This window comes from Shewanella sp. Scap07 (assembly GCF_013394145.1).
Classification (GTDB): Bacteria; Pseudomonadota; Gammaproteobacteria; order Enterobacterales; family Shewanellaceae; genus Shewanella; species Shewanella waksmanii.
The window spans coordinates 1,608,753-1,623,745 of record NZ_CP041329.1 but is presented as its reverse complement, the minus strand read 5'-3'; the positions used below and the strand labels follow the sequence as shown (position 1 = coordinate 1,623,745).

10 protein-coding genes are annotated in these 14,993 nt (G+C 46.6%); 3 read left to right on the top strand and 7 right to left on the bottom strand.

Annotated features, from left to right (window positions below; all coding sequences use genetic code 11):
• Positions 1-38: 38 nt before the first annotated feature.
• The 3 genes from FLM48_RS07145 to FLM48_RS07135 form a co-directional block, all read right to left on the bottom strand.
• The gene (locus tag FLM48_RS07145; RefSeq protein WP_179024177.1) at positions 39-1,340 is read right to left on the bottom strand and encodes a phosphatase PAP2 family protein; all 1,302 of its coding nucleotides are present in this window, start codon (positions 1,338-1,340) and stop codon (positions 39-41) included.
• Positions 1,341-1,610: 270 nt separating this feature from the next.
• Positions 1,611-2,108 carry a GNAT family N-acetyltransferase gene (locus FLM48_RS07140; RefSeq protein ID WP_179024176.1) on the bottom strand — a complete coding sequence of 166 codons (498 nt, stop codon included), beginning with the start codon at positions 2,106-2,108 and terminating at the stop codon, positions 1,611-1,613.
• A complete protein-coding gene (locus FLM48_RS07135; RefSeq protein ID WP_179024175.1) occupies positions 2,105-2,536 on the bottom strand; it encodes a GNAT family N-acetyltransferase in 432 nt (143 codons plus the stop codon). The genes FLM48_RS07140 and FLM48_RS07135 overlap by 4 nt, the downstream gene beginning before the upstream one ends.
• A gap of 307 nt (positions 2,537-2,843) precedes the next feature.
• On the opposite strand from FLM48_RS07135, the gene FLM48_RS07130 reads away from it, so the two are divergent.
• Complete coding sequence (locus FLM48_RS07130; protein WP_028772265.1) at positions 2,844-4,553, top strand: proline--tRNA ligase; 1,710 nt, start codon at positions 2,844-2,846, stop codon at positions 4,551-4,553.
• A gap of 203 nt (positions 4,554-4,756) precedes the next feature.
• Positions 4,757-5,881 carry a patatin-like phospholipase family protein gene (locus FLM48_RS07125; RefSeq protein ID WP_179024174.1) on the top strand — a complete coding sequence of 375 codons (1,125 nt, stop codon included), beginning with the start codon at positions 4,757-4,759 and terminating at the stop codon, positions 5,879-5,881.
• Here the strand turns inward: FLM48_RS07125 and FLM48_RS07120 are convergent.
• Both FLM48_RS07120 and FLM48_RS07115 read right to left on the bottom strand, forming a co-directional pair.
• Positions 5,856-6,611 (bottom strand): SGNH/GDSL hydrolase family protein, encoded by a 756-nt coding sequence (locus FLM48_RS07120; protein WP_179024173.1) that lies wholly within the window; start codon positions 6,609-6,611, stop codon positions 5,856-5,858. The genes FLM48_RS07125 and FLM48_RS07120 overlap by 26 nt on opposite strands.
• A 159-nt stretch (positions 6,612-6,770) precedes the next feature.
• Complete coding sequence (locus tag FLM48_RS07115) at positions 6,771-8,720, bottom strand: monovalent cation:proton antiporter-2 (CPA2) family protein (protein ID WP_179024172.1); 1,950 nt, start codon at positions 8,718-8,720, stop codon at positions 6,771-6,773.
• Positions 8,721-9,157: 437 nt separating this feature from the next.
• On the opposite strand from FLM48_RS07115, the gene FLM48_RS07110 reads away from it, so the two are divergent.
• A complete protein-coding gene (locus tag FLM48_RS07110; protein ID WP_028772262.1) occupies positions 9,158-10,036 on the top strand; it encodes a GGDEF domain-containing protein in 879 nt (292 codons plus the stop codon).
• A gap of 35 nt (positions 10,037-10,071) precedes the next feature.
• Here the strand turns inward: FLM48_RS07110 and tilS are convergent, their stop codons facing one another.
• Entirely contained in the window at positions 10,072-11,448 is a 1,377-nt protein-coding gene (tilS, locus tag FLM48_RS07105) for a tRNA lysidine(34) synthetase TilS (protein ID WP_179024171.1), read from the bottom strand.
• 2 nt (positions 11,449-11,450) lie between these two features.
• Positions 11,451-14,924 carry a DNA polymerase III subunit alpha gene (gene dnaE / locus FLM48_RS07100; protein ID WP_179024170.1) on the bottom strand — a complete coding sequence of 1,158 codons (3,474 nt, stop codon included), beginning with the start codon at positions 14,922-14,924 and terminating at the stop codon, positions 11,451-11,453.
• Positions 14,925-14,993: the final 69 nt, after the last annotated feature.

The following is a 14,993-nucleotide window of genomic DNA, read 5'->3' as shown; positions in this document are numbered from 1 at the left end:
CCAAACACACTGTTTGGCCTGTTATTTACTATATCGACTTAAAATCGATTAGCAAAAGTAAGTACTACGCTACTGCTATCATAATCATATAAAAAGCTGGTTTTTTGATCTAATTCGGTTTGGGTATAGCTATATTTTACGCCGATATCCCAAGCTTTGTTTAACTGGTACCTAATACCTGCTTCAGCGACTAAATGACTGTCACTTTCCCAAGTTTGATACTGTAAATTGGTTTGCAGCGAAAAGCTCTCACTCATGTTCCAATTCAATTTGGCAGTACCCGCTGGTAACGCCTTCCAATCTTCATCATCTGAATAGCGTCCGCCGCCATCATCAAGATCAACATCAAGCCCAATCAAATGTACATAAAGGCCTAGTCCAATATCCAGCTGCAGGCTATCAGTTAATGACAAACCTTTATAAACGTTTCCGCCTAATACCCAATGGCGAAACGCAGTCAACACCTCATCACCGACACGATATTCGACACCATCCACGGTAAAGTCTTTCGCAACCACACCACGACGACGGGTTTCAGATGGTAAAAACTCAGCCTCAATAAAATCACCACCGCCAAGCTCATACTGATAATTCACGTACGAAAATGGCTGCGCTTCATCAATAAGTTCATCATTAGTCAAAAATTCGGCCGCACCGGCCTGTGCAGAGCTATCAGCAAAGTTAGCCCCTATCCCCAACTCTAAACGATGTTTTAACTTCTCAACTTTTTGCGCCTTTGGCTTAGTTGACTCAAACGCTTCACCGGTTACCGTCACCCCCATTGCCATGCCGTCTGCGGTTGGTGTTGCATTGATATATACACCTTCAGTGCGATAAGGAGAGACAAAATATTGATTCATCAAAAACGCCGTGGCGCCACCAGCGACAACATCACCCGCATAGTGACGATTGCCATGAATACGACTTGCGCCGACAAATGTAGCTGCCGCATAGGCGGGAATTCCCCAATATGCACCATATCGACTTTGTAAGAAGGCTGCCCCAGAAAAGGCTGCGCCTGTATGCCCTGACGGGAAAGAGTTCCAGCTACTCTCATTCGGGCGTTTACGTCCAACCCCTTCTTTAACACCATGAATAATCAACTGGGTGCTTAACGTCGCGTAGGTCAACTGTTTGGCACCTTCAAAATCATCATGTAACCAAGCAGCAAAGTAACCCGTTGCCGGCAGTAATATTTGTAGCATATCACCGGCTTTTACAATCGAGTCATTAACTGAGCGGTTAATATCATTGTCTTCAAGGCCATTGTTATCATCAGCTAACACTGGCAAAACACACAGCGAAGCCATCAACGCAGTCGCAATTGGAGTCAGTCTCATAAAATACCCTTAATCGGAACAAACACATTAACAATCTTATTGTGCACATGCTGGCAGCACACTTAAACCACGCTTATTTACATACCACCAACAAATGGTAACACATTAATGGAAAGCTGCTGGATTATTACGATATTTTTCAGCGCAATAGCACCATTACCATCTAAGCTTACGCAAACGGTAGTGGCATAAGAAATGTAAAAAATTATCGCAGACTAGCTCGCTTGCAATGAGCAACTGTGGCTCATTACAAGGCTTTTACAGAAACGATTAACGGCCAACTTTGGCCATCAGGTGGGCATCAATAAATTCACCGCCACGAAACGCATACGCTTTAGCGGTACCTTCAATAACAAAGCCAAATCGCTGATATAGGCTAATAGCAGCGTGGTTATCGGTATAAACTTCCAGCTCAATACGAGTGATTGCCAGCCAGTCATTTGCCAATTCAACAGCTTGTTGCATGAGTGCCTCACCCACTTGCTGGCCACGATGATTTTCATCGACGGCCATACCGATATTGGCGACATGTTTGCGCCTAGGGCTGGCAAAAACTTCCATGCCTAGTTGCCCCACTACCGCCCCCTCAACTTCAGCCACTAATGAATAAAAATGTTCATGGGTTCCTGATAATCGCGCTTGCCATTGCTCAATACTGGGGTGTGGCAATTGCAAAGTATTGGCATAGCACGAAGGTTGCGCATAAATGGCCTTAATGGCTGCAATATCGCTGTCACTGCTGTGTCTAACTTGAATATTAACGGTCATTTTTCGCTGTCCTGATAAATATTGGGTTGCCATTTTTGCATTAAAATCTCTGGGTTAGGCACCGGCTCAAAACCAAACTGGGCGTAAAGCCCGTGGGCGTCTCGTGTGGCAAGCATTTGTCGCCGTAACCCCTGCAACTGTGGATGTGCTCCAATGTAGGCCATCAGCTGCTTACTTAAGCCGTTATTGCGGTATTGCTGCAATACAAACACATCTGCAAGGTAAGCGAACGTGGCTTTATCGGTAATCACCCGGGCAAACCCAACGGTGTTTTCAGCACTATTTAGCAGAGCAAAACACAGCGAGTTTTGCATACTACGCTCCAATGTTTCCCTTGGGATAGAATTTGCCCAATAGCTACTGCTGATCACTTGGTGGATCAAATCGATATCCATCTGCGCAATATCTTCAGTAATTTGATATTCCATTTATCCACTCCTTTCCCTAACACAGGGTTATTCACTCTCATGCCTTGCCAATCAACTGTCCAAGCTTAACCACATCCTATGTGACTGAAAAAGTTAGTTAAGTCGCAGCCACCTTCATTTAAGTTACCCTAATTTAGCGCGACAACAAAGTCGCTTTTGTAACAATTTCTCGACGATAGTCGATTGCCTCATTAACCTAGGACTGAGACTTCTCACCTCGCGGTGCTAAGCCGCCAATAAACTAGGTGACATAGGCGCTAACGGTGCTAAAATATCGGCCTATTTATTTCTAACCTGGATATTGGGAATGCGAGTTAGCAAGTACCTGCTTTCAACACAAAAAGAAACCCCAGCAAATGCTGAGGTGATCAGTCATCAATTAATGCTTCGTGCCGGTATGATCCGCCGTAACGCTTCTGGCCTATATAGCTGGTTGCCGACAGGTTTACGTGTATTACGTAAAGTTGAAGCCATCGTTCGTGAAGAGATGAACAAAGCAGGTGCGGTTGAGATCCTAATGCCTATGGTGCAACCGGCCGACTTATGGCAAGAGACGGGTCGTTTTGAAAAATTTGGCCCTGAGCTGCTGCGCTTCCAAGATCGTCATAACCGTGATTTTGTTTTAGGTCCAACCCATGAAGAAGTGATCACTGATATCATTCGTAAAGAAGTTAACTCTTACAAGCAGTTGCCTTTGAATTTATATCAGATCCAAACCAAATTCCGCGATGAAGTTCGTCCGCGCTTTGGTGTCATGCGCTCACGTGAATTCTTGATGAAAGATGCTTATTCTTTCCACTTAGATCAAGCGTGTATGGATGAAACCTATGAAGCGATGTTCCAAGGTTATTGTAATATTCTTAGTCGTCTTGGGCTTGAATATCGTCCAGTAATGGCCGATACCGGCTCTATCGGTGGTAGCTTATCCCATGAGTTCCACGTGCTGGCCAATAGTGGTGAAGACCTTATTGCCTACTCAACGGCTAGCGATTACGCGGCAAACATCGAAAAATGTGAAGCGCCGTTACCCACAGCGACCCGTCAAGCTGCGAGCAGCGACATGACTTTAGTCGACACGCCCAATGCTAAAACTATCGCTGAGCTGGTTGAGCAACATGACATTGCTATCGAAAAGACGGTAAAAACCTTAATCGTCAAAGGTGCAACTGAAGAAGCACCACTCGTTGCCTTAGTGATCCGTGGCGATCATGAACTCAACGAAGTGAAAGCTGAAAAAATCGATGCAGTACTGTCACCTTTTGAGTTTGCAGACGATGCCGAGATCCGTAAAGTCATTGGCGCCGGACCAGGATCAATTGGCCCTGTCGGTCTAGAAATTCCAGTATTTGTTGACCATAGCGTTGCGATAATGAGCGATTTTGGCGCTGGCGCAAACCAAGATGATAAGCATTACTTTGGTATCAACTGGGAGCGTGACTTACCAGAAGCACCAGCCTTTGATTTACGTAATATTATTGAAGGTGAGCCTAGCCCATGTGGCGAAGGCACTATCGCACTTTTACGCGGTATTGAAGTTGGCCATATTTTCCAACTGGGTAGCAACTACTCTGAAGCAATGCACGCCAACGTACTTGACCAAAATGGTAAGTCTAAAACCTTGTTAATGGGCTGCTACGGCGTTGGTGTAAGCCGCATGGTTGCTGCCGCTATCGAACAAAACCATGATGATCGCGGTATTATCTGGCCTGATGCGATTGCACCTTTCAAGGTAGGTATTCTGCCGATGAACATGCACAAATCTCATCGCGTTAAGGATATGGCTGAGCAACTTTACCAAGACTTAAATGATGCGGGTTTTGAAGTGTTATTTGATGATCGCAAAGAACGCCCAGGTGTGATGTTTGCCGATATGGAGCTGGTTGGTTTACCTCATGTTGTTGTCATTGGCGATCGCAACATTGATAACGGCGTATTTGAATACAAAAACCGTCGTACGGGTGAGAAACAAGATATCCCATTTGATCAACTGATTGACTTCTTAAAGTCACAAGCCTAATTCATTAGCTTGCGAGGCTAAATGCCGACCTTAGGGTCGGCATTTTTGTCACTCCTATCCGTCATTACCTGAATGAGCAGCCCGCTATAGGTGTCTTTAACAAAAAAGCCGCCGTAAATCTGATAATAATCTACTTACTTACTTGATTTTAAGCCATATTAAGCGCTTTAATAAAAGTAGCCCTAATCGATGGAGTGGTGATATTGGCAGCAAAAACAGCACTAGTACTCGGCGGCGGTGGCGCCAGAGCGGCCTACCAAGTCGGTGTGCTCAAAGCGATAGTGCAGTTCTATCCACGTAATCATGGTATTCCGTTTAAAATCATTTGCGGCACCTCAGCCGGCGCCATCAATGGCACCTCGATTGCGACTCATGCTTCTTGTTTTCATCTCGGCGTGCGCAAGCTTGAATGGGTTTGGCGTAATTTTACCTGTCACAAGGTGTTTAAGTCATCGTTCCCAGGAATTTTATCGCACTTAGGCAGCATGGCCTTAATGGGCCTGCAAGATGAGAAAATCAATACTAACCCGGGCAGCTTATTTAATAACGATCCACTGCGGGACTTACTCAATCAATTGATCAGTTTCGCGCGTATCGACCGCAATATTGCCAGTGGGGCATTAGCAGCCTTAAGCGTGGATACTTCTTGTTATAACTCGGCAAAATCAATCACTTTTTTTCAAGGCAATCAACATATTGATGAGTGGCATCGAGCCAGACGTGGTGGTCAACGAGCACAGTTAAATACTGAACACTTGCTCGCAAGCTCGGCCATTCCATTGGTTTTTCCCTCAGTGAAGCTCAATCAAGGCTATTTTGGTGATGGCTCTGTGCATCAGTTAGCTCCTCTCAGTAGCCCTATTCACCTCGGGGCGGAGAAGATTATGGTGATTAACTTAGAAAGCCTGCACAAGACTCAGCATCAAGACTTAGAGCATCATCCGAAAACAGCGACAATCACAGGTCATCTATTGGATACCATCTTCTCCGATACATTAAACAGTGATTTGGAGCGGCTTTCTCGGGTGAATAGCACCCTTGATTTGATTGATGCTGAAAAGCGTAAAACATTACCACTGAAGAAAATTGAGACCTTAGTCATTAAACCCAGTGAAGACTTGAGTCAGATTGCTACCAAATACTATCAAGAGATGCCACTTGCAGTACGCACCATGTTGCGCCCGATTGGTGTCAATCAGCAAACCGACTCAAGTATCGCCTCTTACCTGCTGTTTGAGCAATCATATTGCAGCGCACTGATTAATCTTGGCTACCAAGATGCCATGTGTCAGATTGATGAGATTAAGCAGTTTTTTGATATTGATTAATTTCGGCCACATTGAAGTGTTTCTTGCACGCTGAAGCGATAGCCTCCGCCCAAATTTGATAGCTCGCTTCACTGGGATGGAAGCCATCTTGGGCTAACGATAACTGCCCATCTTCATTTGGGATTGCCAGCAGCATCACATTGGCATTGCGTTTAACCTGTTGCATCAAACCTTGATTGAACAACTTCGCCCGCAAGCCCATGCAGTAACGCAACGGCTGCGGTAAGGCGCTAAAGTGCTCTAATGGCGGCACTGCAGTTAAGATGACTAACTGTGGCTGCAATCGTGATTGTATTTGCTGTAAAAATTGTTGTTGCAGTCTCAACCAGCCGCGTTGACTAATCGGGCTAAAAATATCATTCACCCCTAGTGAAATCACAACTACATCAAAATGCTGCTCAGGCAACTTAGCTAACCAACGAAACGCCCCTTTGGTGGCAAGGCCAGAGCGGGCATGTAAGCGCCATTCCAGGTTAAAGTGCTGATTTAAGCGAGTTGCGATCGCGCCACTTAACGCCTGTTGTTGATGGCTTGCTCCCACACCTGCTGCTGCGGAATCTCCAATGATTAATACTGACAACGGCTTGTCCGACTGAGACGCTGCAGCTTGATGATGCCTCACCCCTTTGGGCTCTGGTAAACGCAACGTCGATGCTTTCACTTTCAGTGCCTGAATTAGCAGTAGCGGGCTCAACAACAAAGGCAATACCCGATAATAAAGCGTCAACATCACTGTTCTCCTTAGCGGTTGTTCAATGACATCAATCTCTGTAAGTCACTGGTTTACTGATGCCACCCGCTAACTTAAACACTGCCGTCTTATTGGCGGCTTGCGGGCATCTAGTTTCTGGTTGCTGGTTTTAATGAACTGCAGGCTAAGTGCTAAGCACTAACCCTGCAGCAAGTAATGCTCAGCCTTCTCAATTCGCCGAGGCTTACCCAATAAAATCAAGGTATCACCGGCTTTAATACACCAATCTAGTTCTGGGCTTTCCACCTCGGCGCCTGCGCGGCGCACCGCTCTAATTTCAACCCGAAGTTTATCCCACGGGATATCGGACAAGGGTACACCCACAACATGTGCCCCTTTAGGCAATGCTACGGCATGCAGCAACTCTAAGGTGAAGTCGGTTTCTGCACCTGAGAAAAAGCCATGCAGATATTGATAATGGTTACGGCGTTCATACTCCAAGCGCTTAAGAATGCGGTTTAGCGGCACCCCGCACTGATATAACACCTGCGAGACCAACATTAAGCTGCCTTCTAAACTCTCAGGGATCACTTGACTAGCCCCTGCCTGCTCTAGCTCTTCCATGCCCTCATCGTCTCGAGTACGAACTAAGATTTTGGCATCTGGTGCCAGCTGACGACAAAGTGGCAGCACATCTTCTAATATGCGCCCTTCGCTAAAGGTTAAAACGATTAACTTGGCTTGCTTAATTTTGGCCTGTTTTAAGATACTGCGTTTGCTCACGTCACCAAAATACACCGGCTCACCGGCGCGCCGTGCTTCAGAGACCCGAGTGGGATCTAAATCAAGTACCAGAAACGGCACCGCTTCAGTCTTCATAAAGCGAGCAATGGTTTGGCCCACTCGGCCATAACCTAAAATCAATACTAAATCGTTGGCATGTTCTAACGCGGGATCGATGTGCAGATCTTCTGGGCTACGCCCTCTGGCCCCCTGTAATCGCCTAGCAATATCGACGCTATGGCGCACTAACCATGGCGCGACAGCCATCGACAAGACTGCCACCATGACTAATTTAGTGCTTAAGGTGGGTGCCAATAATTCGTAATTCACCGCCAGTGCTAACACAACAAAACTGAACTCACCCACTTGGGCTAAGCTAATTGCGGTGGCCACAGAAGTTCTAAACGACTCTTTGGCTAAGCGCAACAGTCCAAACACAATGACGGCCTTACCAAAAATCACCGCCACAACTAACAACAGAATTTGCCACCAGAAAGCGAGCACTAAAGAGAAGTCGAGTAACATCCCTATTGAGATAAAAAATAACCCCATTAGCAGATCGCGAAACGGCCGAATATCGGCTTCAAGTTGGCGCTTATATTGGCTTTCACCCAGCAGCATACCCGCCATAAATGCGCCAAGCGCCATTGATAGACCTATCCACTGCGTAAACGCACCAGTAATTAATGCCACGACCAAGGTCGACAGCACAAATAGCTCATTAGAGCGTGAGCGAGCCACCTCATCAAATAGCTTGGGCAATGCCCATTTACCGAAAGCCATTAACAACACAAACGCGGCGACCCCCTCTAACATGGCATAACTGATACTTTGCCATGTCATAGGCTCGCCCTGAGCAGAAAGTAAAGGAAGTAAGATTAATAAAGGGACAACAGCAATATCTTGGAACAACAAAACACTGACAGATAATTCACCATGGCGGCGACGTAACCACCCTTGCTCATTGAGTAGTTTGAGCACAATTGCTGTTGACGACAGCGCAATTGCTGAGCCAACAACAATGGCTTCGACTAATGACAAACCACTGACTAGGCTCACCCCTATGGCCACAATCGCGGTCACAAAAACTTGCGCACTACCTAGACCAAACACCGTCCGGCGCATCGCCCACAATCGAGGTAACGAAAACTCCAGCCCTAGGCTAAACATCAGTAGGACCACACCCAGCTCAGCCACCGAATGCATTTGATGTTGGCTAAACCAATTGAATCCTGCTGGGCCGCTGATCACCCCAGTGGCAAGATAAGCCAAAATTGCCGGTAATCCGGCACGACGTAATAATGCGATAGCAATAATCGCAATAACCAGCATTAGCAACACTTGGATCAGAAAACTATGTTCCATCTACTCACCAACATCAATGTTGAAAACCATCCATTGCGCCAGGGGAATGATTGGCGCAGCTTGTATACATTTGGCTCTATGGCTACTGTCATGATTGAGCGACTTAGCCACCTCAGTTACATTAGCACAACAACAGGCATAACCAATTGAAAAGTTAAATATTAAATCACCTAACCTGATACGGCTGATTTCGGCTACAAACGCCCCTTGGGCGATTGAGACACCATTTCACGGCAAAACGACCTTATTAACATTACGCTAACATAGTATCTAATCAAATACAGCCGCTTAGCTGTCAAAAACATGGCGGAAGCAAAACTTCCTCCACTTCCGCTCAGCACGGCAGTTTCAAGCCAATTTATAACTATTTTTAAACATCGGCATGCATATTGCTTTATATCTACCATTGATGGTCCGTTTTTGGTGGAGTAAACATTATGGACTTTGGTTTAGCTACGGCTTATTACCCTGAAGAATACCGTTATCAAAATGCACACAATGCAAGACTTGGTAACACACCCGATATGACGAAAATTATACAACAGCTACATGAGAGCTTAGATCCGCGGACAGTCTTTGCCTGCTTTGGCAAAGTCATGGGCCAACATTTGCCGATCCAAGGTGTTGCATTGCGCTACAAGGACTATCAGTTTGCTTGGGGCCGTAAGCAAGGGCTTGAGATCAAACAACATCTTGAGGTCAGTGGCGAAACCGTGACTTTAAATTATCACGTCAACTCTCCACTGATGCCTTCTCAAGCGGAGATCATGCAGCAAATTCAAGGCTACTTACTCCAGCCTTTAGTTAATGCAACTCGGTATAGTGAGATGGCAAAACAGGCCATGTTCGACTCGCTTACTCAGCTAGGCAATCGTCACTATTACAATGAAAGTATAAGACAAGCCATTGCACAAGCCGGCCGCAGTCACCAAGCGCTATCTATGATTGTGTTAGACCTAGATAACTTCAAAATGCTCAATGATCGTTATGGACACCTTATTGGCGACCAAGTATTGACGGCTTTTGGACAAATACTATCCAACAGCATTAGAGCCACAGATCAGGCATTTCGTACCGGAGGAGATGAGTTTGTCATTATCGTTCAAGGCGACAAACAAGCAGCATCGATTCTTTGCGACCGCATTCTCACTGCGATAGGTGACAACATTCAATTGGGTAAATACTCAGTGCATAGTAGCTTAGGTCTAACCCAGTGGCATGCGCAGCTAAACGCAGACCAACTCTATGACCAAGCAGACAAAGCGCTTTATGAGGCCAAAGCTGCTGGTAGAAACTGCTATAAAGTGGCGTCTTAATACCGTTTTACTCAGTAACAGCCAAGCGGTGAGTTTTACTGGTGATATTGCAACTGTATACTCGGCTCGCCTTTACGGCTTAGATAGGCTTTTTCTATCCAATAGCCTACAGCACACACCAGCTTGTCATCGAAGTACACTAACGGGACGCGACTGCGCTCCCAAGGCGGAACGGCAAACTCTTGCCAGACTTTTTTCAACTCTCTACTTTTCTGCCGTGTTGATGGATGCACTATTGTGCTGCCCGGCGCGCCGAATTTAATCGATACTTGCTGTGTCGAGTTTGGCAATTTAAGGCCAGATGCATTCTCAAGTCGATAAATACGAATACAGCTACCGTCACTGACGGCAATTTGCTGCTGAGTATTATGCTCATTGACATCGAATATGACTCCACAGTCTACCGACAACGGCTGCTGATAGTGTTTCGCCTCAAGCAAATATAATCGCTGTTGATAGCGTTTGGCCAATAAGCCATTGAGGACAATATTGATTTGCGCGTCACTTTTGGCATGCAGTACTTGCAGCAACAGATTTTGTAACTGCGCTTGCGAAGGTGCGTTAAAACCACACGCTTCAATAAACGCCCTTAAATAAACCGCTTGCCAATGCTCACTTTGCTGTGCAAGCAGACATAGATCCATACAAGGTTTGCCTAGCGCAGCGTTATGCTCAATCAATGCCGGTAAGCGCTCACTAACGACTTCATCTAGCAACGTCTGCTGCTGGGCACATAACGCGGCGCTGCGGCTGCTGGTTACGCTAATGGCGCTCCAGCGCTCCTTTAAGCGCGGTATTATCTCATGTCGAAGAAAATTGCGGTCATACTGAGTGTCATGATTGCTATCATCTTCGATATGGCTAATTTGATGTTGTTTCGCTGCGGCTTCTATTTGTTCACGGCTCACTGACAGCAACGGCCGCACTAACCAGGCTTGCTGTGCAAATGTTTGTACTTGTCCCATTGCCGCGAGCCCTTTGGGCCCTAAGCCACGCTTGAGCGCCAGTAGCACAGTTTCCAGTTGATCATCTTGATGATGTGCTGTTAATAACACATCACCTGGGTTCACTAACTCAGTAAAGACACCGTAGCGAGCATCACGAGCGGCAGCTTCAGTGCTAATTCTCGCGCCAAGCGTCAAGGTGACTCGCTGACACTTAAAGGGCAACTGGTACTGCAATGCCTGCTGATGACAATGCGCCACCCAACTATCGGCAGCGGGGTTGAGCCCATGATGAACATGAACTAGTAAATATTGAAACTGCGGCTGAGCCCGAGCATACTGCGCTAAACCGTGGCACAACACCGCTGAATCAACGCCGCCACTGTAGGCAAGTACTAACTTAGCACCATCTTTAAGTGCTAGCGGCGCAATATTTTGCTCAATAAGGTCTGCTACAGCTAAGGTCATAGTTAAAACAAGATCCGTACTTTACCAGAGCCTGTTAGTGATTCTAGGGCCAACATCAGCTCATCTGTTGGATTCACCCGCCACTCATCCCCTAGCTTAAATTGCGCTTTGGCCTGCGGCTGGGCGTAGTTGATCTTCATTGGTACCGCACCTGATTTCCACGGCTCGACCGCCGAGCGGAATTGCTCCAGCCATTGTACCGAAAGGCTACTGGCTTCAAGATCAACTTCTACCGCGCTGGCAAAGTGACTACGAGCCTCGCCCATATCGATGATGTTTCGCGCCGTCATGCGGTTGCCACCAGAAAAATCATCGAAGCTTACCTCACCTTCAATGATTAAAATGCGATCCTTTTCTAGCAGGTGATTGAACTTTTCGAAGGCCTCGGTGAATAGCATCACCTCAAGCCGGGCACTTTTATCGTCTAAAGTCACCAAGCCCATTTTGGAACCGCGCTTAGTCATCATGACTCGCGTAGCGACCACTAAGCCAGCCGCTTTCATGGTTTTACCACGCTCTGTTGGGTGGACATCTTTTAGTCGCCCAGAGGTGTAATGCTTAAGCTCTTTAAGGTATTGATTAATGGGGTGACCGGTTAAGTATAAACCTAAGGTATCTCGCTCCCCTTCTAGCCACACTTTATCAGGCCAAGGCGTACACTCAACAAACTGCTGCTTGTTATCTTCGGGCTCAGTATTGAGTAGGCCAAACAGATCCTCTTGACCGATTTCTTGTGCTTTGGCATGCTGCGCTGCCGCTCGAATCGCCTCAGGCAAGGTTGCCATCATTGCAGCGCGGTGCGGGCCTAAATTGTCTAATGCGCCGGCGCAAATAAGCTTCTCAATCACGCGCTTGTTGAGTTTTTTCAAATCGACTCGGGCACAAAAATCAAACAGATCTTTAAACGGGCCGTCTTCCCTTGCTTGAAGAATTGAATCTACTGGGCCGTCACCAACCCCTTTAATAGCTCCAATGCCATAAACAATGTTTTGCTCATCATCTACGGTAAATTTAAATAAGCCTTTATTGACATCGGGCGGGATCAGCGGCAACCCCATACGCTCACACTCATCAACTAAGATCACAATCTTATCGGTGTTATCCATATCGGCAGACATAACCGCTGCCATGAACTCGGCGGGATAATGGGTTTTTAGCCATAATGTTTGATAGGACACCAAAGCATAGGCCGCAGAGTGGGATTTGTTGAAACCATAACCGGCAAACTTCTCTACCAAGTCAAAGATTTTCATCGACAAGTCGCCGTCAACGCCATTATTGACAGCACCTTCTTTAAAGGTGCCGCGCTGCTTAGCCATCTCTTCGGGTTTTTTCTTACCCATAGCACGGCGCAACATATCGGCTCCACCAAGCGTATAGCCCGCCAGTACCTGCGCGATCTGCATTACCTGCTCTTGATACAAAATAATGCCGTAGGTTGGCGATAACAACTCTTTCAGTGAGTCGTGCTGATACTGGGCGTCTGGATAAGAGACTTCCTCACGCCCGTGTTTACGCTCAATAAAGTTATCTACCATGCCTGATTGCAGCGGACCAGGGCGGAACAGCGCTACCAATGCAATCATGTCTTCAAAACAGTCTGGTTGCAGACGTTTAATCAAATCTTTCATACCGCGAGATTCCAGCTGGAACACGGCGGTGGTTTCATAACGCTGCAGCAACTTGAATGACTTAGGATCATCGAGGGGAATGGCCTCGATTCTTACTGGCTCGATACCCTGCTTTTGTAAGCGCGGGTTAATCATTTGCAGCGCCCAGTCGATAATGGTTAGGGTTCTTAGCCCTAAGAAGTCAAACTTAACTAACCCTGCGGTTTCAACATCGTTCTTGTCAAACTGAGTTACCGGGTTCTGGCCTTCAGAGTCACAATACAAAGGAGCAAAGTCGGTGATCACCGTCGGCGCAATAACCACACCACCGGCATGTTTACCCGCATTACGTGTCACCCCTTCTAGAATGCGACACATATCAATCAGGTCTTTGACCTCTTCATCAGCATTGTAGGACTCTGGCAAGCCAGGTTCGACTTCAAAAGCCTTGGCCAATGTCATACCCGGTTCTGCGGGGATCATTTTTGAAATACGGTCAACAAAACCGTAGGGATGACCGAGTACACGCCCAACATCTCGTACCACCGCCTTGGCAGCCATGGTACCGAAAGTGATAATTTGCGATACCGCATCACGACCATAAAGGTCGGCAACATGATCAATCACTTCATCACGACGGTCCATGCAAAAGTCGACGTCGAAATCAGGCATCGATACACGTTCAGGGTTTAGAAAGCGCTCGAACAGCAGGTCAAATTCCAGTGGGTCAAGATCGGTAATTTTCAGTGCATAGGCCACAAGCGAGCCCGCCCCCGAACCACGGCCTGGACCAATGGGGATGTCATTGTCCTTACCCCACTGGATAAACTCCATTACAATCAGGAAGTAACCAGGGAACCCCATGTTATTAATAACTTTAAGTTCGATATCTAATCGTTCATCATACTCGGGACGTTTTTCAGCGCGTTCTTGCTCATCGGGAAACAGAAACTCAAGCCTTTCCTGCAGGCCTTTTTCAGAAACTGCAACAAGGTAGTCTTCAATACTCAGATCCCCGGTAGGGAAGTTGGGCAGGAAGTACTCATTCAAACGCACAGTGACATTGCAACGTTTAGCGATTTCGACGCTGTTAGCCAGGGCTTCGGGAATATCTTCAAACAGTTCACACATCTCTTGTTCACTGCGAAAATACTGTTGTTCGCTGTATTTCTTGGGGCGACGAGGATCTGCAAGGGTAAAACCATCATGAATAGCGACCCTGATTTCATGGGCCTCAAACTGATCAGGCTGCATAAACACGACCTGATTGGTCGCCACCACCGGCACCCCCGTCTGCGCAGACAGTTCGACTGCCATATGCAAGTAGCGCTCTTCGTCTGCTCGTCCGGTACGAATTAACTCTAGATAGAATCGGTCAGCAAAGTGCTGTTGATAAAAACCAATAAGTTCATTAACTTGATTTTGATTGCCTTTAAGTAATGCCTTACCTACATCGCCTTCGCGACCACCGGATAGCAGCAATAAGCCTTCGCTATACTTAGCTAGCCATGCTTGGTCGATGACCGCGCGGTCGTTAACATGACCACGTAAAAATGCATCGCTGATCAATAGCGTAAGATTCTTATAGCCTTCGTTATTAATAGCAATGACAGTGACTGAGCAAAACTCTTTTTCAAAACCTGGGACCAACATCGAAAAGTCAGCGCCAATAATGGGTTTTATTCCCGCTCCGTGACACCCGCCGTAAAATTTAACTAGGCCGCATAAGTTAGTTTGATCAGTCAACGCTAACGCCGGCATTTCAAGCTCAGTTGCCTTAGCCAAAATGGGTTTCACTTTGGCTAGGCCGTCACACATAGAGAAATCACTGTGAACACGCAGGTGCACAAAACGGGGTTCAGACATACTTTATACTTTTATCATTAGGCAACTAATCGCTGCCTTTGAGGTTAACAGACTGAGGACAAACTCACT

Coding starts and splice junctions, on each gene's coding strand:
- tilS (WP_179024171.1), bottom strand. CDS start 11,448: ATGACCTTAGCTGTAGCAGACCTTATTGAGCAAAATATTGCGCCGCTA.
- FLM48_RS07120 (WP_179024173.1), bottom strand. CDS start 6,611: ATGTTGACGCTTTATTATCGGGTATTGCCTTTGTTGTTGAGCCCGCTA.
- FLM48_RS07140 (WP_179024176.1), bottom strand. CDS start 2,108: ATGACCGTTAATATTCAAGTTAGACACAGCAGTGACAGCGATATTGCA.
- FLM48_RS07115 (WP_179024172.1), bottom strand. CDS start 8,720: ATGGAACATAGTTTTCTGATCCAAGTGTTGCTAATGCTGGTTATTGCG.
- FLM48_RS07145 (WP_179024177.1), bottom strand. CDS start 1,340: ATGAGACTGACTCCAATTGCGACTGCGTTGATGGCTTCGCTGTGTGTT.
- FLM48_RS07135 (WP_179024175.1), bottom strand. CDS start 2,536: ATGGAATATCAAATTACTGAAGATATTGCGCAGATGGATATCGATTTG.
- FLM48_RS07110 (WP_028772262.1), top strand. CDS start 9,158: ATGGACTTTGGTTTAGCTACGGCTTATTACCCTGAAGAATACCGTTAT.
- dnaE (WP_179024170.1), bottom strand. CDS start 14,924: ATGTCTGAACCCCGTTTTGTGCACCTGCGTGTTCACAGTGATTTCTCT.
- FLM48_RS07130 (WP_028772265.1), top strand. CDS start 2,844: ATGCGAGTTAGCAAGTACCTGCTTTCAACACAAAAAGAAACCCCAGCA.